We start from the raw sequence: 24593 nt of genomic DNA, 5'->3' as shown, positions 1-24593 counted from the left end.
GATTGTGCTTCAAAGCCTTAGCTTTGAGTCGTGTAGCGGCCTTACCTTGCGTAAACCGCGATGGCTGGATATAATCGGCGCGCTTAACGGTCGAGGAGAGTTTTATGACAGTGGAAAATTCGTTTTCAACTGTCAGACGGGTGTTGTACACGCAGGTCCTGATGGCTACGGTAGTGGCGTCGGGATTTTTATTGATTGGCGGCTGGAAATCCGCGATATCGCCACTGCTAGGTGGTGGTGTGGCCTTGATTCCAAACCTTTACTTTGCGTACAAAGTTTATCTTGCCAGATATCAGGAAGCACCCGGCATCTTAAAGGCTTTTTATACCGGCGAAACGGTCAAGTTATTGCTCACAGCAGCATTGTTCGCGATGGTATTGCAGATCCCTTGGGTTAATTTTTTAACACTGCTGGTTGGCTATATCGCAGTGTTGTCGGTTTTTTGGTTCGCGCTTTTCTATTGGCGCGGTTAGTTTTTATTTGAGAGGCAAAATGGCTAGTGAAGGCGGCGCAACCGGTTACATAGTCCACCACTTAACTCCGTTGGCGGTTGGTGAGGGATTTTGGAAATTGCATCTGGATACCTTGTTTTTTTCCGTGTTTTTGGGCGGATTGTTCATTTTGTTTTTTAAATCGGTTGCCGAACGGGCAACCTCCGGTGTTCCGGGGTTGGCGCAAAACATCGCCGAAATGCTGGTCGAATTTGTAGATACCCAGGTTAAAGACAGTTTTCACGGCCGTAGTGCGTTGATTGCACCGTTGGCACTGACTATCTTCTGCTGGGTATTCCTGTGGAATGCGATGGATATGCTGCCGGTGGATTTGCTGCCGATGATCGGTAGCCTGATGGGCATGGAATATATGCGGGTCGTGCCCAGTACCGATTTGAACGGCACCTTCGCCTTGTCTATCAGCGTATTTTTCCTGATTTTCTTTTACAGCATTAAAGTCAAAGGCTTGGCCGGTTTTGCCCACGAAATGACTTGCACTCCGTTCGGTCCGAAAATGATGCCGTTCAATCTGCTGTTGAAAACCGTCGAAGAGTTGGCTAAACCGATCTCGCTGGGTTTGCGGCTATTCGGTAACCTGTATGCTGGCGAGTTGGTATTCATCCTGATCGCATTGTTGCCCCCGATCGTGCAGCCTGTGTTGGGCTTCCCCTGGGCCGTATTCCACATTCTGGTGATCACTTTGCAGGCTTTTATATTCATGGTTTTGACCATCGTTTACCTGAGTCTGGCCTGCGAAGACCACTAACCGCTTTATTTTTTACATTCATATCAATCTTTAGGAGACATTATGGAACTCGCATCATTAATCGCCAACGTTCAAGGCTTCACCGTTATTGCCGTCGGTATCATTCTGGGTTTGGGCGCGATCGGTACTGCTATCGGTTTCGGCCTGTTGGGCGGTAAATTCCTGGAAGGTGCAGCCCGCCAACCTGAGCTGGTGCCAATGCTGCAAGTGAAAATGTTCATCATCGCCGGTTTGCTTGACGCGGTAACCATGATCGGTGTGGGTTTGGCTCTGATGCTGACTTTCGCAAACCCGTTCCTTTCTGCCGTTCAATCCGTTGCAGGTTAATTAACCCAACCATCTGTAACCTAAGGCGTGAGCCTTTTGCGTGTCGTTTATGTACGACTGCGGACAGATAGACTAACAACGGCATTACGAGGAAAGCATCAATGAGTATCAATGCTACTCTGATCGGGCAGATGATCACTTTCACGCTTCTGGTGTGGTTCACCATGAAGTATGTCTGGCCGCCGATCATTGCTGCTCTGGAAGAGCGCAAAACCAAAATTGCGGAAGGTTTGGCTGCGGCTGAGAAGGGTCAGGAAGAAATTAAACTGGCTGAAAAGAAAGCTAAAAGCGTTTTGAAGGAAGCCAAGGAGCAGTCGGCCGAGATCGTCAGCGCCGCGCAAAAGCGCGCCAACCAATTAGTTGAAGAAGCCAAGGAACAAGCCAAGAAAGAAGGCGAGCGCTTGTTGGAAGCCGCGAAGGCTCAAATCGAACAGGAAATGTTGCACGCCAAGGAAAGTTTGCGTAAAGAAGTTTCCTCTTTGGCTTTGCGTGCCGCCGAGCAGATTTTGAAAGAAGAAATCGACAAGGCCAAGCACCAAGACATTATCAGTAAAGCGGCGGAACAATTGGGTTAAGCGATGGCTGAAATATCGACATTAGCAAGACCTTATGCTCAGGCCGCTTTCAAGCGGGCCAAAGAAGCCAATGCTGCCCAAAACTGGTCCGATTCTTTGACGTTTTTGGCTTTGCTGGTTCAGGACGAAACTTTGGCTGGAATCGTCGCTAACCCCAGAGTCAACAAACAGAATACAGCACAGTTGGTCCTGGATATTTGCCAGGATCAAATTCACGATGAAGCCAAGAATCTTCTCAAGGTGTTGATCGAGAACGACAAATTGCCTTTGTTGCCTCAGATTTCGGTAATGTTCGAACAGTATAGGGCCGACGACGAAGGTTATGTCAATGTCGAGCTGCAAAGCGCATACCCGTTGACAAAAACCGAGCAAGGCAAGTACGTCGCCATGCTCGAGAAGTTTTTGCATAAAAAAGTCAACGCGTCAGTGTCTGTCGACAAATCGTTAATTGGAGGCATTCTCGCCAAAGCCGGCGACAAAGTCATCGACGGTTCCGTCAGAGGTCAGCTTCATCAATTAGCTAAAAGACTTTAAGAGTTAGAGCGGGAAAATAACATGCAATTAAATCCATCAGAAATAAGTGATCTGATCAAGAAGAAGATCGAGAACTTCGACGCCCACCTCGAAGCCCACACCGAGGGCACCGTGGTCAGCGTTACCGACGGTATCGTTCGGGTTCACGGTTTGTCTGAAGCAATGCAAGGTGAAATGCTGGAATTTCCTGGCGGCTCTTACGGCATGGCTTTAAACCTGGAAAGAGATTCTGTCGGCGTGGTGATGTTGGGTGCTTACCAGCACATCACTGAGGGCGACACCGTTAAATGCACCGGCCGGATTTTGGAAGTACCAGTCGGCGAAGCGCTGTTGGGCCGTGTGGTCGATGCGCTGGGCAACCCGATCGACGGCAAAGGCGCGATCGAGACCAATCTGACCTCCCCAATCGAAAAAATCGCACCGGGTGTTATCGCTCGCCAATCGGTTGATCAACCGGTGCAAATCGGATTGAAATCCATCGATTCGATGATTCCGGTTGGCCGCGGCCAACGGGAGTTGATCATCGGCGACCGTCAAACCGGTAAAACCGCGATTGCTGTCGATGCCATCATCAATCAAAAAGGCACCGGCATTAAATGTATTTATGTCGCGATCGGGCAAAAACGTTCGTCGATTGCCAACGTGGTGCGTAAATTGGAAGAACACGGCGCGATGGAGCACACCATCATCGTCGTCGCGTCGGCGTCCGAATCCGCTGCGTTGCAATTTATCGCACCGTACACCGGTTGTTCGATGGGCGAGTACTTCCGCGACAATGGCCAAGACGCACTGATTATTTACGACGATTTGACCAAGCAAGCTTGGGCCTACCGCCAAATTTCTTTGTTGCTGCGCCGTCCGCCGGGACGTGAAGCCTATCCAGGTGACGTGTTCTACATCCACTCCCGTTTGCTGGAACGTGCTGCCCGTATCAATGCCGACGAAGTCGAGAAACTGACCGGCGGAAAAGTTAAGGGCAAAACCGGTTCGCTGACCGCACTACCGATTATCGAAACCCAAGGCGGCGACGTTTCGGCCTTCGTTCCGACCAACGTGATTTCGATCACCGACGGCCAGATCTTTTTGGAGACCGGTCTGTTTAACTCCGGTATCCGTCCAGCGGTTAACGCGGGTCTGTCGGTCTCTCGGGTCGGTGGCGCGGCGCAAACCAAGATCATCAAAAAGTTGGGCGGCGGTATTCGTCTGGACTTGGCGCAGTTCCGCGAGTTGGCGGCATTCGCTCAGTTCGCTTCCGACTTGGACGAAAGCACCCGCAAACAGATTGAGCGCGGCCAACGCGTTACCGAATTGATGAAGCAGAACCAATATGCGCCGATGTCGGTCGCAGAGATGGGCGTTTCGCTGTATGCGGCCAATAATGGATTCCTGGATAGCCTGGAAGTCAAGCAAGTACGCGTATTCGAAGCGGCTCTGCTGGATTTCATGCGAAACGAGGAAGCCGAGTTGATGGCCAAAATCAACGAGAAAGGCGACTACAACGACGAAATCCAAAAAGGCATTCACGCGGCGATCGAGCGTTTCGTCAAGACTGCTAGCTGGTAAGGGACTCGCACATGGCTGTTGGTAAAGAGATACGATCAAAAATCGCGAGTATCAAGAATACTCAGAAGATTACTCGCGCCATGGAAATGGTGGCCGCGAGTAAGATGCGTAAAACCAAAGACCGTATGCAGGCTACCCGGCCTTACTCGAAAAAAATTGGCCAGATCATTCGACATCTGGCCAAAGCCAATCCGGAGTACAAACATCCGTTCATGATCGAACGGGAAGTAAAACGGGTGGGCATTATCGTGGTGAGTTCCGACCGTGGTTTATGCGGTGGTTTGAACGCCAACCTGTTCCGAAAAGTGCTGGGCGAAATGCAGCAGTGGCAAAGCAAAGATATTGCCGTCGATGTCTGCGCGATTGGTGGTAAGGGTGCTGCGTTTTTCAGCATGATCAACGCCAATTTGGTTGGCCAAGTCTCGAAATTGGGCGACACGCCGCACCAGAGCGACATTATCGGCCCGATCAAAATCATGTTGGATGCGTTCACTAATGGCGATATCGACGAGCTATTTCTGCTCAGCAACGACTTTGTCAACACCATGACCCAAAAGCCGGTGATGCAGAAATTGTTGCCGGTATCGGTCGGCGAACTGGGCGAAGAGAGCAAGGGCCGGTGGGATTACCTGTACGAACCCAACGCCAAAGACGTATTGGACAGCTTATTGATTCGCTACGTCGAGTCCGCGGTATTCCAGGGCTTGGTGGAAAACAATGCCTGCGAACAGGCTGCACGGATGGTGGCGATGAAAAGCGCCTCCGACAACGCCGGCAATATCATTAAAGAATTGCAACTGGTCTACAACAAAGCCAGACAGGCCGCGATCACGCAGGAAATTTCCGAAATCGTCGCCGGCGCCGCCGCGGTGTAACGCATTCAAGACAAGTTTAGATAGATTTTTATAGAGGACGACATAATGAGTTTGGGTAAAATCGTTCAAATCATCGGTGCGGTCGTCGACGTGGAATTTCCACGCGACAACTTGCCGAAAGTATATGACGCGTTGAATGTCGAGGGCGGTCTGGTTCTGGAAGTTCAACAACAACTGGGCGACGGCGTGGTACGGACCATTGCGATGGGTTCCACCGACGGTCTGAGCCGCGGCGTCAATGTCACCAACACCGGCGAGGCGATTAAAGTACCGGTAGGCCAAGCCACGCTGGGCCGAATCATGAACGTTCTCGGTGAAGCGATCGACGAAAAAGGCCCGATCGGCGAGAAAGAAAAGTGGACCATCCACCGCGATGCGCCATCCTATGACGAACAAGCCCCAGCCAACGAATTGTTGGAAACCGGTATCAAAGTTATCGATTTGGTTTGCCCGTTCGCGAAAGGCGGTAAAGTCGGCCTGTTCGGTGGCGCCGGCGTAGGCAAAACCGTCAACATGATGGAGTTGATTCGTAACATCGCGATTGAACACAGCGGTTATTCGGTATTTGCCGGCGTGGGCGAGCGGACTCGCGAAGGCAACGACTTCTACCACGAAATGACCGATTCCAACGTTATCGATAAAGTATCGTTGGTATACGGCCAAATGAACGAGCCACCGGGAAACCGTTTGCGGGTAGCGTTGACCGGTCTGACCATGGCCGAATTCTTCCGCGACGAAGGTCGCGACGTACTGTTCTTCGTTGATAACATCTATCGTTACACGCTGGCCGGTACCGAAGTTTCCGCGCTGTTGGGCCGGATGCCGTCTGCGGTAGGTTACCAGCCTACACTGGCCGAAGAGATGGGTGTATTGCAGGAGCGGATTACTTCCACCAAGACCGGTTCTATCACCTCGATCCAAGCGGTATACGTACCTGCGGACGACTTGACCGACCCGTCGCCAGCTACCACCTTTGCCCACTTGGACGCGACCGTGGTATTGTCCCGTCAAATCGCCGAGCTGGGTATTTACCCTGCCATTGATCCGCTGGATTCCACCAGCCGTCAGCTGGATCCGTTGGTGATTGGTCAGGAACACTACGAAACTGCCCGGACCGTGCAAGGTATCCTGCAACGCTATAAAGAGCTGCGTGACATCATCGCGATCTTGGGTATGGACGAATTGTCGGAAGAAGACAAATTGACCGTGGCTCGGGCGCGTAAAATCCAGCGGTTCCTGTCGCAGCCGTTCTTCGTGGCCGAGGTCTTCACCGGTTCACCAGGCAAATACGTTTCGCTGAAAGATACCATTGCCGGCTTCAAAGGCATCATCAGTGGCGAATACGACAGCCTGCCGGAACAAGCTTTCTATATGGTCGGCACGATTGACGAAGCCGTCGAAAAAGCCAAAGGCATGTAATCCGGCTCATAGGAGAGTTTTAACATGGCAATGACAATACATGTGGACATCGTCAGTGCCGAGGCGGAGATCTTTTCCGGCTTGGCGGAGATGGTGTTCGCTCCTGCCGAGTTGGGTGAAGTCGGTATCGCGCCGCGCCATGCGCCGTTGATTACCAAACTGAAGCCCGGCGAAGTCAGGGTCAAAATCAGCGACAAAGAATCGCAGGCGTTTTTCGTGTCCGGCGGATTCTTGGAGGTTCAGCCGCATTTGGTGACGGTGCTGGCTGAAACCGCGATTAGAGCCCACGACATTGACGAAGCGGCGGCATTGCAAGCCAAAGCCAGAGCGGAAGAAATGTTGCAAGACAAGTCCGGCAAATACGACTACGCAATTGCCCAAGCCGAGTTGGCCCAAGCTGTTAACCAATTGAAAACTTTGGACAGACTCAGAAAGCGTGGCGCATAAAACACGAATTGCGTGAAAATTTAAGCCCGATAGCGTAACGTTATCGGGCTTTTTTTGTTTAAGGAATAGCGATGTCGATAAAAACCATTATTCTCGCCGCCGGCCAGGGTACGCGTATGCGCTCGTCCCGGCCGAAAGTACTGCACGAAATTGCAGACAAAGCGCTATTGCAACACGTCTACGAGACTGCGCGATCTCTGGAAAACAACCAAATCTACATCATCTACGGCCACGGTGGCGAGACGGTCAAGCAAACTCTGGCCGTGCTGGATGCCACCTGGATCGAACAAAAGCAGCAATTGGGTACCGGACACGCAGTGCAACAGGCCATCCACCATGTCGAAGATCCGGATACGGTGTTGATTTTGTACGGCGACGTGCCGTTACTGAAAGCGAAAACCCTGAACGCGCTGTTACATAAAGTCAGCCTGACCTCTTTGGCCTTGCTGACGGTCAATCTGGACGACCCGACCGGCTATGGCCGTATCGTCCGCGACAAAGACCATGCGGTGGTGAAAATCGTCGAACAAAAAGACGCCAACGAAGCCGAATTGCAAATCACGGAAGGCAATACCGGCATTCTGGCTTGCAAAGGCAGTCAACTTAAACAATGGCTGGCCAGACTTGGCAATAACAATGCCCAAAACGAATATTATTTGACCGACATCATCGAAATGGCGGTGGAAGACGGTTTGACCATCGAGACCAGTCAGGCCGGCAGTGCCGACGAGGTGTTGGGCGTCAATAACCGGGCCCAACTCGCCCATCTGGAACGAGTCTATCAAGCCGAACAAGCGCAAGTGCTGATGGAAAAAGGTGTCACTCTCAGGGACCCGGCTCGTATCGACATCCGTGGTGAGTTTGCCGAATTGGGCCAGGACATCGATATTGACGTCAATGTGATTTTCGAAGGCACGAATCGCATCGGTTCCAACGTCAAAATCGGGCCGAACTGCGTGCTCAAAAATGCGACGATTGCCGACGGCGTAGAAATATTGGCGAACAGCGTACTTGAAGACGCCAGCGTTGGCAGTGGCAGCCGAATTGGTCCTTTTGCCCGGCTACGGCCCCAAACCGAATTGGCCGACCACGTTCATATTGGCAATTTCGTCGAGATTAAAAAATCCACGGTTGCCAGCGCTAGCAAAATCAACCACTTGAGCTATATTGGTGATAGCGAGGTCGGCAGCAAAGTCAATATCGGGGCCGGGACCATCACCTGCAATTACGATGGCGTCAATAAATTCAAAACCGTGATCGGCGACGGCGCGTTTATCGGCTCAGATACTCAATTGATAGCGCCGGTGACAGTGGGCAAAAATGCCACGATAGGTGCGGGTTCCACCATCACCAAGGATACGCCCGATGACCAATTGACGTTGAGCCGCACCAAGCAGCTTAGCGTACCGACTTGGCAGAGACCGGTAAAACTGGCGGAGATTGCTCCCGACAATGCTTCGCACTCCTCACCTCCCTGTAAGTCGGCAGAGATTGTTCCGGACAATCTTCTGCACTCCCAACATCCCTGTCGGTCGGAGAAAGAATAATGTGTGGCATAGTCGCAGGTGTTGCTCAACGAAACGTGGTCCCGATTTTGATTGAAGGCTTAAAGCGCCTTGAGTATCGCGGGTACGACTCGGCCGGACTGGCTGTAATCCACAGCGGCGAAATATTCCGGAAGCGCGAATTGGGCAAGGTTAAAGGATTGGAAGAATTGATCGCGGCCGATCCGATCGAAGGCCGCATCGGCATCGCCCATACCCGTTGGGCAACTCACGGTAAGCCCAGCACCCGCAACGCCCACCCGCACATTAGCAAGGACCGGGTCGGAGTCGTGCATAACGGCATCATCGAAAACCACGATAACCTTAGGACCTCGCTGCAGGAAAACGGTTACGTTTTCACGTCCGAAACCGATACCGAAGTCATTGTCCACAAGGTTGCCGAAGAGCTAAAAGAGGCTGCTAGCTTGCTCGACGCGGTCGGCAAAACCATCAAAAGCTTGCGCGGTGCCTACGCTCTGGGCGTGATCGACAGCGAACAACCCGACGTATTGGTCGCCTGCCGCAAGGGTAGTCCATTGGTAATCGGCATCGGCATCGGCGAATACTTCATCGCCTCCGATATCGCCGCGCTGTTGCCGGTGACGCAGCGCTTCATCTTCCTGGAAGACGGCGACATCGCCGAATTGACCATCAACGGCGTGACGATATTCGACGAAGCCGGCCGTCGCGTGGTCCGCCCGGTCATCGAAAGCCAGCTCAAGGCCGACGCGGTCGACAAAGGCAAATATCGCCACTACATGCTCAAGGAAATCTACGAGCAAGCCTGGGCGGTATCGGAAACGTTGGAAGGCCGTTTCATCGACAGCCGCTTGCAGGATAACGCCTTCGGCCATAACGCAGGCGAAGTGTTCGACCAGATCAAGTCGGTTCTGATTTTAGCCTGCGGTACCAGCTACCATGCCGGTTTGGTCGCCCGCTACTGGTTCGAAAAATACGCCAGGGTTCCCTGTGCAATCGAAATTGCCAGCGAATTCCGCTACCGCAATCCGGTCGTAGCCCCGGATACCCTGGTCGTCACCATTTCCCAGTCAGGGGAAACCGCCGACACCTTGGCCGCATTGCAGGAAGCTAAAAAGCTCGGCGTCAAACATTCGCTGGTGATTTGCAACGCGCCGGAAAGCTCGCTGGTGCGCGAATCGGATTTGGTGTTGATGACCCGCGCCGGCCCGGAAATTGGCGTCGCCTCGACCAAGGCCTTCACTACACAGTTGGTGGCCTTGTTGATGCTGATCATCGCCATCGGCCGCCGTTTCGAACTCAGCGCCGACAAAGAGGAGCACATCGTTTCGCAATTGTTCGCCTTGCCCGGCAACATCGAAAAAGTGCTTAAGCTGGACAATGCCATCGAACTGTTGTCGCAGCGATTTGCCGACAAGCACAATGCACTGTTCCTCGGTCGCGGCACGCATTACCCGATCGCGATGGAAGGCGCCTTGAAGCTGAAGGAGATTTCCTATATCCACGCGGAAGCCTATCCGGCCGGCGAATTGAAGCACGGCCCGCTAGCCTTGATCGATGCCGAAATGCCGGTGGTCACGGTCGCGCCGAACAATAACCTGCTGGAAAAGCTCAAATCCAACATCCAGGAAGTCAGCGCCCGCGGCGGGCAGTTGATCGTGTTCATGGACGAAGACCTGGCCGAAAGCGACGCCGCCGACGAGAACGTGCAAATCGTCAAAATGCCCAGCGTCGCCAATGCCATCTCACCGATCATCTATACGATACCGCTACAACTACTTTCCTATCACGTCGCCGTGCTAAAAGGCACCGACGTCGATCAACCGAGGAACCTCGCAAAATCGGTCACGGTGGAATAGCGGAAGCGTCGACGGAAAGGATTTGTTTTGTGAGATTAAAGTCGTAAAACGTTTAATAAAGTCATAAAAATTGTTTACACCAGTAGTTGTTTTTAAAGGGTTACTACTGGTGTAACCTCGCACTATACAGGCTGTTAATTATATTTAACTCTTGTAATCGGCAAGGCGGAGTAAAGTATTTCCGCTTGTTCACGATCCGTAAGCTGATTGACGAAGTAAGCGGCTGCGTTAGACCTTGGGTACCCTGGGGCAAACGAAATTCCGTGGTTTGAATAATATCGGCCGCTCAAACCGTATTTACCTTCGCGATCTATCACCTGACACGCATGCGCATGATTCTCGAGTATATTCGATTTATCAAGTGAAAACAGTACCAATCTTGACGAAGCCGAGGATTGCCGAAAACTTGAGTTTCGTTACTTGAACCGTCGATCAAAACTCGCTTGGCGCATGGCAATTATGTGGAACCATCGCCTAACAAAAGCGGCAGCAAGCAGAAAATGCCTGCCAGGAAATTTGGCCTGACGACGGTGCTGCGGACGGCAAAACATAGCGAAATCCGCCCGGATTAATAAAATTGAATGTTAAGTAGTTTTAATCTTGCCTGGTTTTTACGGAATGATTTCGGCGGGATTCAAGGATTGTTTGCGAATTTGTTGATTTGAATTGAGCTGTCCGCATGCGGCTAATACATCATCGCCTTTGGTGCCTCTAATTAAAGTCGGAATTTTGTAAGTATCTAAAACCGCTTTGAAATTTTCAATTGCCGCAGCATCAGGACAAGTGTAGCGCGACCCCGGAAATTCATTAAAAGGAATCAGGTTTATATATGCACTTTTACCGGCAAGCATCTTACCGAGTTTATTCGCATCATCGGCGGTATCGTTGAAGCCTTTTATCAGAATATATTCGTAAGTAATAAACTGCTTCTTTTGCAGCGGTATCTGGTCAATATATGATACTACTTCGGCTAGTGGGTACTTTTTGTTGAGTGGAATCAATTCATTTCGCTTTTCGGTATAAGGCGAATGCAGTGATAGAGCCAGATTCACGCCAGGTATTTCCTGGCTCCATCTTTTAAGCCCAGGAATATAGCCGGCCGTTGAGATCGTAATCTTTTGAGTTCCGATTGAGGTGCCGTATTGCGATAAAAAAATTTCGCAGGCTTTTTTGACGGCATCAAAGTTATGTAAAGGCTCGCCTTGCCCCATAAATACAATATTTAAAATACGCTCTTCGCCGGGTCTGTTGGTTGCCAACCAGCGCCAAGCCTGAAGAAATTGGCCGATAATTTCGTTGGTCGCCAAATTTCTTTTAAGTCCTTGTTCTCCTGTAAAACAAAAGGAGCAATTCATGGCGCAACCGACCTGCGACGACAGGCAAATAGAATATTTGTTATTGAACGGAATGAGGACTGTTTCGACTTTGTACTGGTCTTTGAGTTTGAACAGAAATTTGACTGTTCGATCTTTGTTCGATTGATAGACCGTATCGATTTCCGGCAGCGAAAAATCGAAATGGGCATCGAAGAAAGCAGAAGATGATTTGGAAATTTTATTGCGGCAGCGATTAATTTCTTTTTTCTTGTAGTGCCAATTAAACAGGACTGCCGGCACTGAAGGGCTTAAATCATTTTCACTGGCAACGGCCTCTAAATCCGAATAACTCAGATCATAAAAGGATTGTTTCAAAAGGGGCTCTCCTGATGAGGATAATTGAGGATTTCAATTTGTTGCTAAAGGCGCTGTTGGTTACTCGGCCAATAACACCTCAATGGCGGCTTTGGCATTGCACTGGCTAATCGCTTCGGCCAGTTGGTCGGCCGTCAGTTTGTGGCGGAGGGCTTGAGTGCCTTGCCATTCGAATGCCTGGTATTCTTTCTGAGCGAAAGTGGCGATTTGGCATTTTTTGAACGGAGAATTTTCAAACGGCATGTTGGCATCCGCTGCTAAGGCTGCCATTGCTTCGGAACTGGGCACATAGATCAAGAAGTCGCCCTTCATCGCCAACACCGCACGGTATTGCCGGGCGGTCGTCAGGTACAAGCAACCGACTTCGATATCAGTTTGATTCAACCAGAGGTCTTTGTTTTTCTTCTGTTTTTTCATGCGTGATTCGGATAAGTTTTTAGCGGACTTAGGGTTTGCCATTCACCCGAAGTTTGGTCATTATAAAATCGGTATGAGAGACACCCAAAAGATCTGCAATTTTCCGCACCAGATATTCTTCTTGTGGGTCAAGTTGGCCGTCGGCATAGGCAATTTGCCAGAGCGATTGTATCAACCCGACCTTTTCGCCGGGACTGAAGCGTTTGTTGATCAGCGAGGTAAATTCGTAATAGTCGACCGCGTGTTGACGTTTTTGTTCTGCATTTGCCATCAAATGCTCGGCCTGTTCGGTCGATAACGAAATACATTTTTTGGTGAGCGATAAAATCGCCGTCCGCTCGGTTTCCTGGCAAACATCGTCCATCGTCATCATTTCCATGAACAATGCAACCAAGGCCTGTTGAAGTTGGGCTTCTGCGGCAGCCGCCGGTAATGGCAGGGCGAGGTGTTTCTCAAAAAATAGTTTAATTTGGTCTAGCATCGGTCATAGTGAAAATGGGGTTGAAAAGTTTGTATAGGTTACCGGGCTAAAGGCCGATCGGGAATTGGGAATGCGACGAGGCGGCGGCTAAGGCTTGAGGGCAGTATCAGCCGGCCTAATCCGAGTAGCGGCTGCTGCGCCGAAACCATACCGGGATCAGACTGGCGCTTGCCATTAACGCCAGCGAACCGGCTGTATGCCATTCGAACAAGTCGGCCGCGGAGTGGATCTGTTCCAATCGTTCGCCGCCGTTGGCATAAATCAACGACGCTGGCACCACGCCCAGCAAGGTGCTGAGCAGATAATCCTTGAGCGATAGTCTGGATAACCCGGCGACGAAGTTGATCAGGAAATAGGGCACTACCATAGCGACGCGCAGGCTAAGGAAATAGTAAAAGCCGTTGCGTTCGATTTCGTGTTCGATGGCTTCCAGGCGGCTGTAGAACAAGCGCTCGAATCGGCTTCTAAGGGCGTAACGGCTCAGCCAAAATCCCATTAAACATGCCAATAGCGTTGCGCCGACGTTGTAAACCGCGCCCAGGTAAAACCCGAAGAAATAGCCGGACAGGATTTTCATGGCCGCGGCCAAAGGTAGCGGTGAGTTGATGAAAATCGTGCACAGAAGAAAGAATAAAACGACCGCCGCCCCGTAATGGCTATCGATGAAAAGGCCGATGGCCTGTTTGTGGAGTTCGATATCGTGCAATCCGGGCGTACCGTGTCGAAATGCGGCGATGCCCAGCAAGGTTACCAACAAAATGGCGAGAATTGTCGACTGGGTGCGCATGCTTTTGGATCGGGTTCCGGTTGAGGGGACGGCTGAGCCAATATCGGCCGGGGAATACCTGCCGCAGGAATTGGCCTCCTATCCAAACATAGCGATATGACCGGGGTATGACAATCGGCCGGGTTTCGCCTTACTGCGGTTGATTGTAGCGTCGGCTATCGGTTTTATAATCGGCAACTCGGCCTAACAGGCTGGTGAAAAACTCGCGCCTATTTTCCCTTACCCGCGGTTCTCGTGATTTTTTCGCGTTGAAATCAGTCATAAAATCGAGTTTCAACGGTTAGGCCTCTGTTTCGAGGCCTTTTTATCCACCTGACGCCGTCTTTGGACGGTCTTCAGGCGCACTTCGCCCTAGGCGGGCGTAGCCCACGCCGGTTTCGGCGTGAATACCAGTAAGTTCAGCAGCCGTGTCAGGTTGTACGCGGCAAAGCAAAATAAGGCTTGGCCTGCCACTTTGGCTAAACCCATGTGGCGGGTTTTGCGCAGGCCTCCGACCGTCTTGATCCAGCCGAAGGCCTCTTCGACGATTTTGCGGCGCTTGAGGCTTTGGGCATAGCCTTTGCCGCGAGCGGTGCGGCCATCGATGGCACTGCCGGTCTTTTTGCGGGCCACATGGGCTTTGATGTCTTGCGCGTTGAGTTGGTTGACGAACGCCGGTTGGTCGTAGCCTTTGTCGGCACCGACGCTGCCGCCTTTGGGCACGCGGCGTTTGACCATTTTTTGGGCGGCTTCGATTTCGGCGGTGCCGGTAGCTTGGGTGGTTTCGACATCGACAATCAGGCCGTTACGGTTCTCGGACAGGGCATGGGTGATGTAGCGCAGTTTGGCCTCGGTGTATTCGCCTTTCTTGTAGAGCCGGGCTTCCGGGTCTGTCGTGCTTTGGTGGGTGGCGTTGCTGCGCTTTTCGCCGCTGAAGTCGACCTCGGGATTGCGGCCGGCGGGCTTATCCGGACCGCTACCGTCTTTTTTTACGAAGCTTTTGTGCGAGGCCCAGGCTTCGATCAGGCTGCCGTCGACACTGAAGTGTTCGTCGGACACCAGGTTTTGCCATTCCGCTATGGCCAGCACTCGGGTGAAAAATTCGCGGCTGAGGGATTCGGACAATAGGCGCTCGCGGTTGGCGCTGAATACCGTGCGTTCCCAGACAGTATCGTCGATGCCCAAGCCGACAAACCAGCGAAACAGCAGGTTGTAGTCCAGTTGTTCCATCAACTGTCGCTCACTGCGAACGGTATAGAGCACTTGCAACAGCAAGGCGCGCAGCAGTTTTTCAGGGGCAATCGACGGGCGACCGGTGTGGGAGTAACGCTCGGCGAACACGGCATCCATTGAGGCCAAGACGCCATCGACCAATAGCCGTAAGCGGCGTAGCGGATGTTGTTTGGGAATACGGTCTTCCAGGCTGACATAGCTGAACCAGCTGTGTTGGATGGCATCGTGTCCGCGCATTGGGGCATCTCCAAATTTAGGTAGCCTATTTTAACCGGTACCAGCAGTTATCGGTCTCGGATTGCTTGGCTTTGGGAGTTTTTCACCAGCCTGCTAAATACATAAGCGGTCCCAATCTAACGTGGGCCGGTAATAATATTATTTTGATACTCCATGGATTGGGTTAAATTGTAGCCGTTATCGCTATATAGGTCGCCGGTAAAATACAAGTGTAAATCTATAATCCAGGCGATTCTTTTTTGCTTATTATTTTCGATAATGATTGTCGACAGTTTCGGGTTATTGTCGGTGACCTGGACTACCACGGTTTTCGGGTTATTGGGGTCTTCCTTCAATGCGCCGGTGACAATGCGCTGTGCGGTCTCCGGTGTCAGAAGCTGCCGTGCCACCTGATTCGACGCATTTTTTTCGTCAATCAGCGACTGGGCTTTGAAATAGCCGATATCGTAGGATATTTTGGAAATCAAACTTAAAACGATGGCTGCCGCCCAAAGCGACAACCCGATTTTCAATCGCCTTCTAACTTGCGGATGCGAGAATCTTTTTAGAATAACGCGAAGTTTCATTATTAGTTTAGTTTCAAGATGTAATGTGGTCGATTTAGATTCAATCCGGGTAACGCCGGCGGTTTGTCGCCGCAGTTAAAATAACCAATAAACTCCAAAGCGACGGCGGAATATGCTTTACAAATCCGTCGTGTTTTCAATAATGCGGTGGATGCGTTTGGTGACGATGCCGATCGCGATCAAAATAAACGGGATAGCGATACCCTCGGCAATTTCGGGGTTCACATGCCAGCCCGCGCTATGCAGGGCTTCGGCAATTTTACCGACCAAACTGGCGGCGTAATATGCGATCGCCACAATCGAAATCCCTTCGACCGTTTGTTGCATACGTAGTTGCATCTTGGCGCGCAAGGCCATCGACGATAGCAAGCCCTGGTTTTGGCGTTCGATGATGATATCGACTTTGGTACGTAACAGTTGGCTGGCGTTGCTGACCCGTTCCGAAACCAGGTTGAACCGGTGCGAGGTCGAGGCGCAGGTGTTCATTGCCGGCTCAAGGCGGCGTTTGATGAACTCGCCGAGGGTTTGAATACCTTGGATCCGCGCTTCGCGCAAATCAGTCAGACGTTGGCCGACCAGATGGTAGTAAGCGCTGGCCGCCGCAAACCGGAACTGGTGCGACGAAATGTGGTTTTCCACTTCGGCGGCCAGTGCGGTCAGTTCGTCGAGCAATTTGGCGTCGTCGGCGTCCGGCTGGGTCATCGAGTTAGTGATTGCGTATAACTGGCGGTCGGCCCTTTTTAATTCGGGATAGAGTTTGCGGGCGATCGGAAAAGCCAGCAATGCCAGTACCCGGTAAACCTCGATGTCGAACAGGCGGTGCAGCAGGCGGCCGGCTTGGGCGGTTTTCAGGTTTTGGTCGACCACCAGAAACCGGCTGAAGCCGTCCACATGGATCCGAAAATCGGTGAAGACCGACGCCGCGCCGCCGGTGACCTTGGAGCCGACGATCGGGTTGCCGGCAAAATAGGCGGACAGCGGGCTTAAATCCATGCCGTCCTGGTAATCGATGTCGGCGGCCGTCACCACGCAGGCATGGGCGGCCACCATGGTTTGGCCGGCGATTTTCGATAGCCAGTCCACCGGGACTTTTTTTAAGGCCGGTTCGGCAAACGGTTCGCTCTCGCCGTCGTAGGCGTAAAAGGTGTAGGTGCTGAATTCGCCGTGCTGTTCCCAACTCATCTGAAACGCGTCGAAGCCGGCGCTGAAATGGTCGGCGTCGTGGTCGGGCGCGGCGGCGCCGTAGCGTTGGCACAGCGCGATCAGGTGCTGGCGTTCGCGCAGCTTTTCCTCGCCGGACAGCGCCAAGGCCAAGTAGCTGGCCCGCACCGGCAGGCTGCGAATCGATGAGGCGCGGGCATGGACTTCGTTATGCAGGACGAAGCGTTGCGGGTGGTTCGGCGGAATTTGAAATAAAGTAGCCACGGGACGTCGATTAAAAGTCTGGAAGATATGCCGCCAGACCGCAGCAAAACGTAATGCTGCGGCAGCGGGTCGAGTATGGTTTTCGATTTGTCGTGCCGGCTGGTTTAACCATGTGCCGCCTGCCATGCCGACCATTGCCGGACGATGTGCTGCATCTGCCGCAGGCCGTGCTGCAACACCGCGGGGCCGGGTTGCAGGATATCGGCCGATTTGATTTCGCGGACGAAACCGTCGCGTACTGCCGGAATAAGGTCCCAGCCGGGGCGGCCGGCAAGCTGTTCCGGGCGGAATTTCTTGCCGCACCAAGAGCCGACGATGATGTCGGGTTGGCGCTCGACGACCCGATTCGGGTCGTCAATGATCCGGCCTTTGGCCGAAGCCTGACCGGCCAGCTCGGCAAAGCAATCGTTGCCGCCAGCCAGTTCGATAATCTCCGAAACCCAACCGATGCCGCTAATCAGAGGTTCATTCCATTCCTCGAAATAAATTTTCGGCCTGACAGCCATCGATTCGGCTGCGGCGCGGGCCGAGGCGATCTGCCGCTCTAACTCGGCACGCAATGCGGCGGCGGCTTCGGCGGCATCGACCAGTGCGCCGAGCGTGGAAACCATTTGCAGGATGCCGGCTAACGAACGCTGGTTGAAGGCATGCACTTCGATGCCGGCTTTGATCAGTGCCGCGGCAATGTCGGCTTGCAGATTGGTGCAGGTCAACACTAAATCGGGGTTCAATGCCAGAATCTTGCCGATGTTGGCCGAGGTGAAGGCGGCGACTTTGGGTTTTTCTTTACGTGCTGCGGCCGGGCGGGTGGTGTAACCGGAGATGCCGGCAATCCGCCATTGCTGGTTCAGCAAATAAAGCACTTCCGTGGTTTCGCCGGTCAAACAGACGATGCGTTGCGGGCCGTTCATGTTGAATCCTTGATTTGTTCCTTATCGCTTACTCGGTCCTTTCCGCCGTTTTCCATGAGCGCGGATCGAGGCGCTCGTAGCCGGGCTGCGGCTAACTTTATCGGTTCGCCGGGTCGATATCGTCGCTCTGTGGCTGTTCGAACATTCTGAGCCAAAACCAAGCTTCGAATACGCCTCCGGCGATCGCCGCGGCAGCGCTGGTTTTGGAATAACCTACCAGATAAAGCAAGGTTGCGGCCAGAAAAATCGAGGCACTGAGTAGATGGCGTTTCAAGGTGCAGCCAACAGCGGGGAAAGCGGGTCAGGACCGATCAATGCGATAAGGTCCGCAGCAGGTTTTTGTAGTCTTCGGCCATTTTCACGTCCTCCTCCTTCAGTTCGGCGATGCGTTTGCAGGCGTTGATCACGGTGGTATGGTCGCGGCCGCCGAAAGCGTCGCCGATTTCCGGATAACTGTGCGAGGTCAATTCGCGCGCCAGGCTCATCGCCACCTGCCGCGGCCGGGTGATGGATTGTTTGCGGTTTTTCGATGACAAATCGGCGACCCGAATCTTGAAGTACTCCGCCACGGTTTTCTGGATGTTGTCGATACTGATCAGTTTGTCCTGCAGACTGATCAAATCGTGCAGCGCTTCCTTGGTGAATTCCAGCGTGATTTCGCGGCCGGTGAATTGGGAGTTGGCCACCACCCGCCGCAGCGCGCCTTCCAGGTCACGCACGTTGGACGGAATGCGTTTGGCGATGAAAAAAGCGATTTCCTGATCCAGCTCGACGCCGACCTGCAAGGCTTTTTTAATCAGAATCGCGGTGCGGGTTTCCAAGTCCGGCGGCTCGATCGCCACCGGCAAGCCCCAGCCGAAGCGCGATTTCAGCCGGTCTTCCAGGCCGTCGATTTCCTTCGGGTATTTGTCGCAGGTCAGTACCACCTGGTGCTTGTTATCCAGCAGATTGTTGAAGGTATGGAAAAACTCCTCCTGCGAGCGCTCCTTGCCGGCCAGAAACTGGATGTCGTCCATCAACAAGATGTCGATGCTGCGGTAGTACTCTTTAAACTGGTTGATGCTGTTCTGTTGCAGGGCCTTGACCATGTCCTGCACGAATTTTTCCGAGTGCAGGTAGACGATGTTGGCATCCGGTTTTTTCAGCAGCACCGCGTTGCCGATGGCATGCATCAAATGAGTTTTGCCCAGGCCGGAGCTGCCGTAGATGAACAGCGGGTTGTAGACCTTGCCGATATTGTCGGATACCGTGACCGATGCCGCCCGCGCCAACTGGTTGGATTTACCTTCGACGAAGCTCTCGAAGGTGAAGGCCTTGTTCAGAAAATTGGGCTGGTTCTTTTTCTGGGTCGAACTCTTGCTCAAGGTCGGCGCTTTGATGGCCGGCGCTTTCTTGGAGCCGATCTCGAAATGCACCGACAGCGTCGCATTCGAGAATTCGTTGACCGCGTCTTCGATGATCGAAAAAAAGTGTTGTTTGATATGGTCGATAATGAAACGGTTGGGGGCGAGCAACTTCAGTTGGCTGTCGGACTCCACAGCTTGCAGCGGCCTGATCCAGGTACTGAAATCCGCGCTCGGGATTTCATGTTCCAGTTTGGCCAGGCAGTTGTTCCAAATCACACTCATCGGCGTTAAAGAAGGGGCAGAGAAAGGCCTTGCATCATACCACAGCACGCGGCGGGGCTTGACTCTTAGGCGTTATCAGAAAAGAATGGCGGCCGCATGGATAACCCTGAATAAATAAATGACTACGGGCAGACTTTATATCATTTCCGCACCGTCCGGCGCCGGTAAAACCAGCTTGGTCAAACAGCTGTTTACCGAACTGGACGGATTGACGGTGTCGGTCTCGCATACCACGCGGCCGATGCGTAGCGGCGAGCGTCACGGTACCGATTACTTTTTCGTCTCGGTCGATGAATTCAAAACCATGATCGAAAACCAGGCGTTTCTGGAACACGCACAAGTGTTCGACAACTTTTACGGTACGGCGCAACAGACGGTGCAGGACAATCTGGCGTCCGGCCTGGACGTGATTCTGGAAATCGACTGGCAGGGTGCGCAGCAGGTGCGGCGTATGCTGCCGGCCAGTCAATCGATCTTTATCTTGCCGCCGTCGATCGAAATACTGCGCGAACGCCTGCAAAACCGCGGCCAGGACAATGCCGAGGTCATCGCCCGGCGCATGCGCGATGCGGTAACCGAAATGAGCCATTATCCGGAGTTCGATTACCTGATCGTCAACGACGATTTCGAACTGGCCTTGCGCCAGTTGAAGAGCATCATCGTCGCCAATCGCTTGCGCCAGGATAGCCAGCAGCAAACGCTGGCCCCGTTGTTACAGGACTTACTCAACTAAAACCAAATCAGACAGCACACATCATGAAAAACAACTCGTTGAAACGGGCCCTCGCCCTCGCCTTGCTTCCTGTCCTATTACTGCTGTCGGCCTGCTCCGATGACAAAGCCGAAGCAGAAGCCCCGAAAGCCGCCAAAACCGGCGCCTTGAAAAAATCCGTACACCGCGACGACACCGGCGAAGCCAGCGGTGCGGAAAAACGCCAATTCGAAAAGGAGTTCTCGGCCAAATGCGTCGAGCGCGAGTTGAAAAACTCGGTCAATAAAGACGTCGACGAGCCGCGTTTCAAGCAAACTTGCGATTGCATCGCCGAGCACATCATGAAAGACCTGTCGGAAATCGACGCCGAAAAATATATCGAGGACCACGAAGATACCCAGACCCTGGGCATCAAATTCGACGCTGCCGCGTATTTCTGCTTGCAAAGCAAACCGCAGCCGAAAGGACCGCATTTGTTCGGCAAACCTTCGGATAATTCCGCCAACTAACGGCAAACGGGCCGCCGGCGCCGGCGGCCCGATTCGCTCCGGCTGCCCTGACCGGGCAGCTCGGCCGGCGCTCCCGGAAACGCTCCCGCCAGCCTCGCGCTTCAGGCTCGATCAACTTCAATCCGATTGTACAGACCATGACACTATCCAGCGAACTATTCTCCCAAGCCCAACAAGTCATTCCCGGCGGCGTCAACTCGCCGGTGCGCGCCTTCAAGGGCGTCGGCGGCACCCCGGTTTACTTCGACCGCGCCCAGGGCGCCTACGTCTGGGACAGCGAAGGCAAGCGCTACATCGACTACGTCGGCTCCTGGGGGCCGATGATTTTGGGCCACGCCCATCCGGCGGTGATCGACGCCGTCAAAGTTTCCGCCGAAAAAGGCCTCAGCTTCGGCGCGCCGACTGAAATCGAAACCGTGATGGCGCAAACCGTCTGCGAACTCCTGCCGTCCATCGACATGGTGCGCATGGTCAGCTCCGGCACCGAAGCGACGATGAGCGCCCTGCGGCTGGCGCGCGGCTACACCGGCCGCGACAAAATCGTCAAATTCGAAGGCTGCTACCACGGCCATTCCGATTCGTTGCTGGTCAAGGCCGGTTCCGGCGCGCTGACCCTGGGCGTGCCCAGCTCGCCGGGTGTCCCCGCCGCCTTGGCCGCCGACACCATCACCCTGGCTTACAACGATAGCGATGCGGTCACACAAACCTTCGCCGACATCGGCGAGCAAATCGCCTGCATCATCGTCGAGCCGGTGGCCGGCAACATGAATTGCATCCCGCCAGAACCGGGCTTTCTGCAAACCCTGCGCGAGGTCTGCGATCGCTACGGTAGCGTATTGATTTTCGACGAAGTGATGACCGGCTTCCGCGTCGGCCTGCAAGGCGCACAAGGCCTCTACGGCATCAAACCGGACCTGACCACGCTAGGCAAAATCATCGGCGGCGGTTTGCCGGTCGGCGCCTTCGGCGGCAGCCGCAAGATCATGGAATATTTGGCACCGCTCGGCCCGGTTTATCAGGCCGGCACCCTGTCCGGCTGTCCGGTGGCAATGGCCGCCGGCCTGAAAACCCTGGAACTGATTTCCGCGCCGGGTTTTTACGACGAGTTGGCCGCCAAAACCGCCAAACTGCTGCATGGCCTGCAAACCGCCGCCGACCAAGCCGGCATCCCGTTCACCACCAACCAGGTCGGCGGCATGTTCGGTCTGTTCTTCAGCCCCGAAAAATCCATCACCCGCTTCGCGCAGGTCATGGCCTGCGATGTCGAGCGCTTCAAACGTTTTTTCCATGCGATGCTGGATCAGGGCGTGTATCTGGCGCCGTCGGCGTTCGAGGCAGGGTTTGTTTCGGCGGCGCATACCGATCAAGATTTGCAGGCTACCGTAGAGGCGGCCGCCACGGTCTTTAAGGTCTAGGCCGGCAGTCGGCCTGAGCGGAATCGGCGGCGGATAAGAAAGCGGGGGGAGTTGCTGGCGGCCGATCGAATTCTGCGGCCGGGATCAGAGATCGCAGGCGGCTCCAGGCCGAATGGCCGTCGGAAGAGCCGCCCGCCGTCGGTTTTGGCCGGATTAGAGCAGATCCTGGTCCGTTGCAGTCTTTTGTACCTTAGGCTCTTGAATGGCCGTGGATTTGAAATCGATCACCGGTTTCATCGTGACCCGAGCCTTACCATGCAACGTACAAAAATCGTCGGTGTCGCTGACACGGTTGCAATGAGGGCATTTCTTCAACATACATTTTCTCCGTTAAGTCTGAATCTTTAAGGCTAATCAGCCCGATCTGGGGGGCCGGCCCGGTAACATGGAGGCGCCATCCCGGTTTTTCAATAGCGCTGCCGATTTTCGAGCGCCATTGTGCCGCGACTAATACGATTTCACGCCGGATTTGGCAAGGCTTGGCGGTACGGAAAGTAAAATCGCCGGCCGATATTTGTACGCCCGCTCAGGTTTCTCGGCGTCCAAATCTCGGACGACGCGCTTTTCCAGACCAGCCAAACCGAATTAATTCATGACTTTTTGACCGCTCCGGCCAATACTTGTGCGGGTGACCAATTTCAGCGCGGGGGTGGAGCTATGAGTTTTGTCGAGATTTATTTCAACAGCTCGCTGCAAAACGTAGTCGAGATCGGCGATCAGGCCTGCAGTATCGGCCGGGCGACCTATAACCAGGTGTATATCGGCAACAAGGGTGTATCGCTGGTGCATGCGGCGATTTCCCGCCAAGACGGCGAATGGTGGCTGGAGGACATGAGCAGCACCAACGGCACGTATTTAAACGGGACCAAGATTGCCGGCCGGCACAAACTCCGTTTCGGCGACGTCGTTACCGTCGGCAAGCACGATTTGAAATTTGTCGACCAACCTACGGCGCCAGGCCTGAACCCGGCCCTCTCCGCCCAATTAGACGATTTCGACCGTACGTTGCTGGTCAACCCGGCGACCGGCTCCGGCCAGCCCGCAGCGGCTGCTCGGCCCGGCAACCAGGCCTTGCTGATGCACGGCGAGGCACGCAATATCAATAAATTGTTATTGAACAAGGATTACTACACGATAGGCAAAGGCCCGGAGTGTAACGTGCGGGTGGGCGGTTGGTTTACGCCGAAACTGATCGCAGAAATCATCCGCCTCGGGGACCACTACTACCTGACGCCCGTCGTCGACAAACACATCCGCCTGAACGGCCGCGAAGTCGGCCAGCAAGTTCGCCTGGTTCACGACGACAATATTCTGGTGAAAAAAGTATTGATGAAATACGTCGAGCAATAGAACGGCGTTACTGGCAGATCAATATCACCGAGATATTGTCTTTACCGCCGGCGGCATTGGCGGCGGCAATTAAAGCCAGGGTTTTTGCTTCCAGATTTGCCGGGCTCAGACCCGCCAGCAAGGCTGCGATTTCAGCGTCTCCCAACATGCCGGTCAAACCGTCCGAACACAATAAAAAGCCGTCGCCGGGAGCTATCTCAACCACTTGGGTTTCCGGCTCGATTGCCGGATTGGGGCCGATAGCTTGGTATAAGCGGTTGCCGGGCGGCGGTTCGCCGATTCGGCCGGCATCCTGCCATTGCCGCAGCAACGAGTGGTCGGCGGTCAAGGCCTGTAACGCATCGCCGCGCCAGCGGTACAAACGGCTGTCGCCGATGTGAAATATCTGCATTGCCGCTAAGTCGGGCAGAAGCCGGCAGCCGACCAAGGTCGTGCCGCAACCGCTACCGTCGGCCGCTCCCCATTCGCAGTTGCTTCGGTAAAGCGTACGGTTGGCTTCGCGGATCAGATCCGCCAGCAAATCGAGCTGCCGCGCCGGCAGATGGGGATCGGAGGGTTCGGCCGACTTGAACCAGCGGCCTAGCCAAGCTGGCGTTCGGCTGGCGGGCACGGGCGGCAGATGGCGGGCGATCAGGCGCTCGACCTCGGCGACGGTCTGCTGGCTGGCAATATCGCCGCGGCCATGCCCGCCCATGCCGTCCGCCAGCAAACAGATCCCGGTTTCAGGACTGAGCAGGATGGTGTCTTCGTTAATCTCGCGTACTCGGCCCCGGTCGCTGGCGCCATAAACGAAGTAACGGTTGAAAATGGGTGCGGCCGGCATGGCGGTATCCTTCAGAACGGGCAATTTATCGAACTGCGCTAGCGAAAAGT

The 24593-nt window shown here is 53.8% G+C and carries 27 protein-coding genes; 15 read left to right on the top strand and 12 right to left on the bottom strand.

Translation table 11 applies throughout. The annotated features are described in order from the left end of the window. Positions 1–104: 104 nt before the first annotated feature. The 11 genes from PL263_RS14120 to glmS all read left to right on the top strand — a co-directional run bounded on the left by PL263_RS14120 (position 105) and on the right by glmS (position 10379). Positions 105–473, top strand: coding sequence for an ATP synthase subunit I (locus tag PL263_RS14120; protein ID WP_140913186.1), 369 nt, complete (start codon positions 105–107; stop codon positions 471–473). A gap of 19 nt (positions 474–492) precedes the next feature. Beyond that, on the top strand, positions 493–1257 hold the full coding sequence (atpB, locus tag PL263_RS14115) for a F0F1 ATP synthase subunit A (protein ID WP_140913185.1): 765 nt from the start codon (positions 493–495) through the stop codon (positions 1255–1257). Positions 1258–1299: 42 nt separating this feature from the next. After that, positions 1300–1584: a F0F1 ATP synthase subunit C gene (gene atpE / locus PL263_RS14110; RefSeq protein ID WP_020484117.1), complete on the top strand. Its 285-nt coding sequence runs from the start codon at positions 1300–1302 to the stop codon at positions 1582–1584. Between the two features lie 101 nt (positions 1585–1685). Continuing rightward, a complete protein-coding gene (locus PL263_RS14105) occupies positions 1686–2159 on the top strand; it encodes a F0F1 ATP synthase subunit B (RefSeq protein WP_278209951.1) in 474 nt (157 codons plus the stop codon). Between the two features lie 3 nt (positions 2160–2162). Further along, positions 2163–2693: a F0F1 ATP synthase subunit delta gene (locus tag PL263_RS14100; protein WP_278209950.1), complete on the top strand. Its 531-nt coding sequence runs from the start codon at positions 2163–2165 to the stop codon at positions 2691–2693. Positions 2694–2714: 21 nt separating this feature from the next. Then, positions 2715–4256 (top strand): F0F1 ATP synthase subunit alpha, encoded by a 1542-nt coding sequence (gene atpA, locus PL263_RS14095; protein ID WP_256609118.1) that lies wholly within the window; start codon positions 2715–2717, stop codon positions 4254–4256. Positions 4257–4267: 11 nt separating this feature from the next. Continuing rightward, on the top strand, positions 4268–5131 hold the full coding sequence (gene atpG, locus PL263_RS14090; protein WP_278209949.1) for a F0F1 ATP synthase subunit gamma: 864 nt from the start codon (positions 4268–4270) through the stop codon (positions 5129–5131). A gap of 45 nt (positions 5132–5176) precedes the next feature. Continuing rightward, a complete protein-coding gene (gene atpD / locus PL263_RS14085; RefSeq protein WP_278209948.1) occupies positions 5177–6550 on the top strand; it encodes a F0F1 ATP synthase subunit beta in 1374 nt (457 codons plus the stop codon). A gap of 24 nt (positions 6551–6574) precedes the next feature. Continuing rightward, on the top strand, positions 6575–6997 hold the full coding sequence (locus tag PL263_RS14080; protein ID WP_140913179.1) for a F0F1 ATP synthase subunit epsilon: 423 nt from the start codon (positions 6575–6577) through the stop codon (positions 6995–6997). 71 nt (positions 6998–7068) lie between these two features. Continuing rightward, on the top strand, positions 7069–8544 hold the full coding sequence (gene glmU, locus PL263_RS14075) for a bifunctional UDP-N-acetylglucosamine diphosphorylase/glucosamine-1-phosphate N-acetyltransferase GlmU (RefSeq protein WP_278209947.1): 1476 nt from the start codon (positions 7069–7071) through the stop codon (positions 8542–8544). Further along, positions 8544–10379 carry a glutamine--fructose-6-phosphate transaminase (isomerizing) gene (gene glmS / locus PL263_RS14070; RefSeq protein ID WP_140913177.1) on the top strand — a complete coding sequence of 612 codons (1836 nt, stop codon included), beginning with the start codon at positions 8544–8546 and terminating at the stop codon, positions 10377–10379. The genes glmU and glmS overlap by 1 nt, the downstream gene beginning before the upstream one ends. 611 nt (positions 10380–10990) lie before the next feature. Here glmS and rlmN read toward each other — a convergent pair. The 10 genes from rlmN to dnaA all read right to left on the bottom strand — a co-directional run bounded on the left by rlmN (position 10991) and on the right by dnaA (position 19734). Further along, entirely contained in the window at positions 10991–12070 is a 1080-nt protein-coding gene (gene rlmN / locus PL263_RS14065; RefSeq protein WP_278209946.1) for a 23S rRNA (adenine(2503)-C(2))-methyltransferase RlmN, read from the bottom strand. A gap of 60 nt (positions 12071–12130) precedes the next feature. Continuing rightward, the gene (locus tag PL263_RS14060) at positions 12131–12487 is read right to left on the bottom strand and encodes a hypothetical protein (RefSeq protein ID WP_278209945.1); all 357 of its coding nucleotides are present in this window, start codon (positions 12485–12487) and stop codon (positions 12131–12133) included. 28 nt (positions 12488–12515) lie between these two features. Next, the gene (locus PL263_RS14055; RefSeq protein WP_278209944.1) at positions 12516–12968 is read right to left on the bottom strand and encodes a TerB family tellurite resistance protein; all 453 of its coding nucleotides are present in this window, start codon (positions 12966–12968) and stop codon (positions 12516–12518) included. Between the two features lie 115 nt (positions 12969–13083). Then, positions 13084–13755 (bottom strand): VTT domain-containing protein, encoded by a 672-nt coding sequence (locus PL263_RS14050; protein ID WP_278209943.1) that lies wholly within the window; start codon positions 13753–13755, stop codon positions 13084–13086. Positions 13756–14106: 351 nt separating this feature from the next. Beyond that, positions 14107–15204 carry an IS5 family transposase gene (locus tag PL263_RS14045; protein WP_278209942.1) on the bottom strand — a complete coding sequence of 366 codons (1098 nt, stop codon included), beginning with the start codon at positions 15202–15204 and terminating at the stop codon, positions 14107–14109. Between the two features lie 116 nt (positions 15205–15320). After that, complete coding sequence (locus tag PL263_RS14040; protein ID WP_140913564.1) at positions 15321–15770, bottom strand: hypothetical protein; 450 nt, start codon at positions 15768–15770, stop codon at positions 15321–15323. 117 nt (positions 15771–15887) lie between these two features. Further along, complete coding sequence (locus tag PL263_RS14035; protein WP_278209941.1) at positions 15888–17195, bottom strand: DUF3422 domain-containing protein; 1308 nt, start codon at positions 17193–17195, stop codon at positions 15888–15890. Positions 17196–17299: 104 nt separating this feature from the next. Next, a complete protein-coding gene (locus tag PL263_RS14030) occupies positions 17300–18106 on the bottom strand; it encodes an ABC transporter substrate-binding protein (RefSeq protein ID WP_278209940.1) in 807 nt (268 codons plus the stop codon). Between the two features lie 97 nt (positions 18107–18203). Beyond that, positions 18204–18380 carry a hypothetical protein gene (locus PL263_RS14025; protein ID WP_278209939.1) on the bottom strand — a complete coding sequence of 59 codons (177 nt, stop codon included), beginning with the start codon at positions 18378–18380 and terminating at the stop codon, positions 18204–18206. Between the two features lie 37 nt (positions 18381–18417). Further along, the gene (gene dnaA / locus PL263_RS14020) at positions 18418–19734 is read right to left on the bottom strand and encodes a chromosomal replication initiator protein DnaA (protein ID WP_140913560.1); all 1317 of its coding nucleotides are present in this window, start codon (positions 19732–19734) and stop codon (positions 18418–18420) included. A 118-nt stretch (positions 19735–19852) separates the two neighbouring features. On the opposite strand from dnaA, the gene gmk reads away from it, so the two are divergent. The 3 genes from gmk (at position 19853) to hemL (ending at position 22370) form a co-directional block, all read left to right on the top strand. Beyond that, positions 19853–20467: a guanylate kinase gene (gmk, locus tag PL263_RS14015; RefSeq protein ID WP_278209938.1), complete on the top strand. Its 615-nt coding sequence runs from the start codon at positions 19853–19855 to the stop codon at positions 20465–20467. Positions 20468–20490: 23 nt separating this feature from the next. Beyond that, on the top strand, positions 20491–20955 hold the full coding sequence (locus PL263_RS14010) for a hypothetical protein (protein WP_140913558.1): 465 nt from the start codon (positions 20491–20493) through the stop codon (positions 20953–20955). A 137-nt stretch (positions 20956–21092) separates the two neighbouring features. After that, positions 21093–22370: a glutamate-1-semialdehyde 2,1-aminomutase gene (gene hemL / locus PL263_RS14005; RefSeq protein ID WP_278209937.1), complete on the top strand. Its 1278-nt coding sequence runs from the start codon at positions 21093–21095 to the stop codon at positions 22368–22370. A 153-nt stretch (positions 22371–22523) separates the two neighbouring features. On the opposite strand, the gene PL263_RS14000 is transcribed toward hemL, so the two are convergent. After that, positions 22524–22688 (bottom strand): hypothetical protein, encoded by a 165-nt coding sequence (locus PL263_RS14000; RefSeq protein ID WP_186289644.1) that lies wholly within the window; start codon positions 22686–22688, stop codon positions 22524–22526. A gap of 339 nt (positions 22689–23027) precedes the next feature. On the opposite strand from PL263_RS14000, the gene PL263_RS13995 reads away from it, so the two are divergent. Then, the gene (locus tag PL263_RS13995; RefSeq protein ID WP_278209936.1) at positions 23028–23720 is read left to right on the top strand and encodes an FHA domain-containing protein; all 693 of its coding nucleotides are present in this window, start codon (positions 23028–23030) and stop codon (positions 23718–23720) included. 7 nt (positions 23721–23727) lie between these two features. Here the strand turns inward: PL263_RS13995 and PL263_RS13990 are convergent, their stop codons facing one another. Then, positions 23728–24543 carry a protein phosphatase 2C domain-containing protein gene (locus PL263_RS13990; RefSeq protein ID WP_278209935.1) on the bottom strand — a complete coding sequence of 272 codons (816 nt, stop codon included), beginning with the start codon at positions 24541–24543 and terminating at the stop codon, positions 23728–23730. Positions 24544–24593 lie beyond the last annotated feature (50 nt).

Source organism: Methylomonas sp. EFPC3, from assembly GCF_029643245.1.
GTDB classification, from domain to species: Bacteria; Pseudomonadota; Gammaproteobacteria; order Methylococcales; family Methylomonadaceae; genus Methylomonas; species Methylomonas koyamae_B.
The sequence above is the reverse complement of the archived record's forward strand: the minus strand, read 5'-3'. Positions and strand labels throughout refer to the sequence as shown.

Coding starts and splice junctions, on each gene's coding strand:
- PL263_RS14120 (WP_140913186.1), top strand. CDS start 105: ATGACAGTGGAAAATTCGTTTTCAACTGTCAGACGGGTGTTGTACACG.
- atpB (WP_140913185.1), top strand. CDS start 493: ATGGCTAGTGAAGGCGGCGCAACCGGTTACATAGTCCACCACTTAACT.
- atpE (WP_020484117.1), top strand. CDS start 1,300: ATGGAACTCGCATCATTAATCGCCAACGTTCAAGGCTTCACCGTTATT.
- PL263_RS14105 (WP_278209951.1), top strand. CDS start 1,686: ATGAGTATCAATGCTACTCTGATCGGGCAGATGATCACTTTCACGCTT.
- PL263_RS14100 (WP_278209950.1), top strand. CDS start 2,163: ATGGCTGAAATATCGACATTAGCAAGACCTTATGCTCAGGCCGCTTTC.
- atpA (WP_256609118.1), top strand. CDS start 2,715: ATGCAATTAAATCCATCAGAAATAAGTGATCTGATCAAGAAGAAGATC.
- atpG (WP_278209949.1), top strand. CDS start 4,268: ATGGCTGTTGGTAAAGAGATACGATCAAAAATCGCGAGTATCAAGAAT.
- atpD (WP_278209948.1), top strand. CDS start 5,177: ATGAGTTTGGGTAAAATCGTTCAAATCATCGGTGCGGTCGTCGACGTG.
- PL263_RS14080 (WP_140913179.1), top strand. CDS start 6,575: ATGGCAATGACAATACATGTGGACATCGTCAGTGCCGAGGCGGAGATC.
- glmU (WP_278209947.1), top strand. CDS start 7,069: ATGTCGATAAAAACCATTATTCTCGCCGCCGGCCAGGGTACGCGTATG.
- glmS (WP_140913177.1), top strand. CDS start 8,544: ATGTGTGGCATAGTCGCAGGTGTTGCTCAACGAAACGTGGTCCCGATT.
- PL263_RS14060 (WP_278209945.1), bottom strand. CDS start 12,487: ATGAAAAAACAGAAGAAAAACAAAGACCTCTGGTTGAATCAAACTGAT.
- PL263_RS14055 (WP_278209944.1), bottom strand. CDS start 12,968: ATGCTAGACCAAATTAAACTATTTTTTGAGAAACACCTCGCCCTGCCA.
- PL263_RS14050 (WP_278209943.1), bottom strand. CDS start 13,755: ATGCGCACCCAGTCGACAATTCTCGCCATTTTGTTGGTAACCTTGCTG.
- PL263_RS14045 (WP_278209942.1), bottom strand. CDS start 15,204: ATGCGCGGACACGATGCCATCCAACACAGCTGGTTCAGCTATGTCAGC.
- PL263_RS14040 (WP_140913564.1), bottom strand. CDS start 15,770: ATGAAACTTCGCGTTATTCTAAAAAGATTCTCGCATCCGCAAGTTAGA.
- PL263_RS14030 (WP_278209940.1), bottom strand. CDS start 18,106: ATGAACGGCCCGCAACGCATCGTCTGTTTGACCGGCGAAACCACGGAA.
- dnaA (WP_140913560.1), bottom strand. CDS start 19,734: ATGAGTGTGATTTGGAACAACTGCCTGGCCAAACTGGAACATGAAATC.
- gmk (WP_278209938.1), top strand. CDS start 19,853: ATGACTACGGGCAGACTTTATATCATTTCCGCACCGTCCGGCGCCGGT.
- PL263_RS14010 (WP_140913558.1), top strand. CDS start 20,491: ATGAAAAACAACTCGTTGAAACGGGCCCTCGCCCTCGCCTTGCTTCCT.
- hemL (WP_278209937.1), top strand. CDS start 21,093: ATGACACTATCCAGCGAACTATTCTCCCAAGCCCAACAAGTCATTCCC.
- PL263_RS14000 (WP_186289644.1), bottom strand. CDS start 22,688: ATGTTGAAGAAATGCCCTCATTGCAACCGTGTCAGCGACACCGACGAT.
- PL263_RS13995 (WP_278209936.1), top strand. CDS start 23,028: ATGAGTTTTGTCGAGATTTATTTCAACAGCTCGCTGCAAAACGTAGTC.
- PL263_RS13990 (WP_278209935.1), bottom strand. CDS start 24,543: ATGCCGGCCGCACCCATTTTCAACCGTTACTTCGTTTATGGCGCCAGC.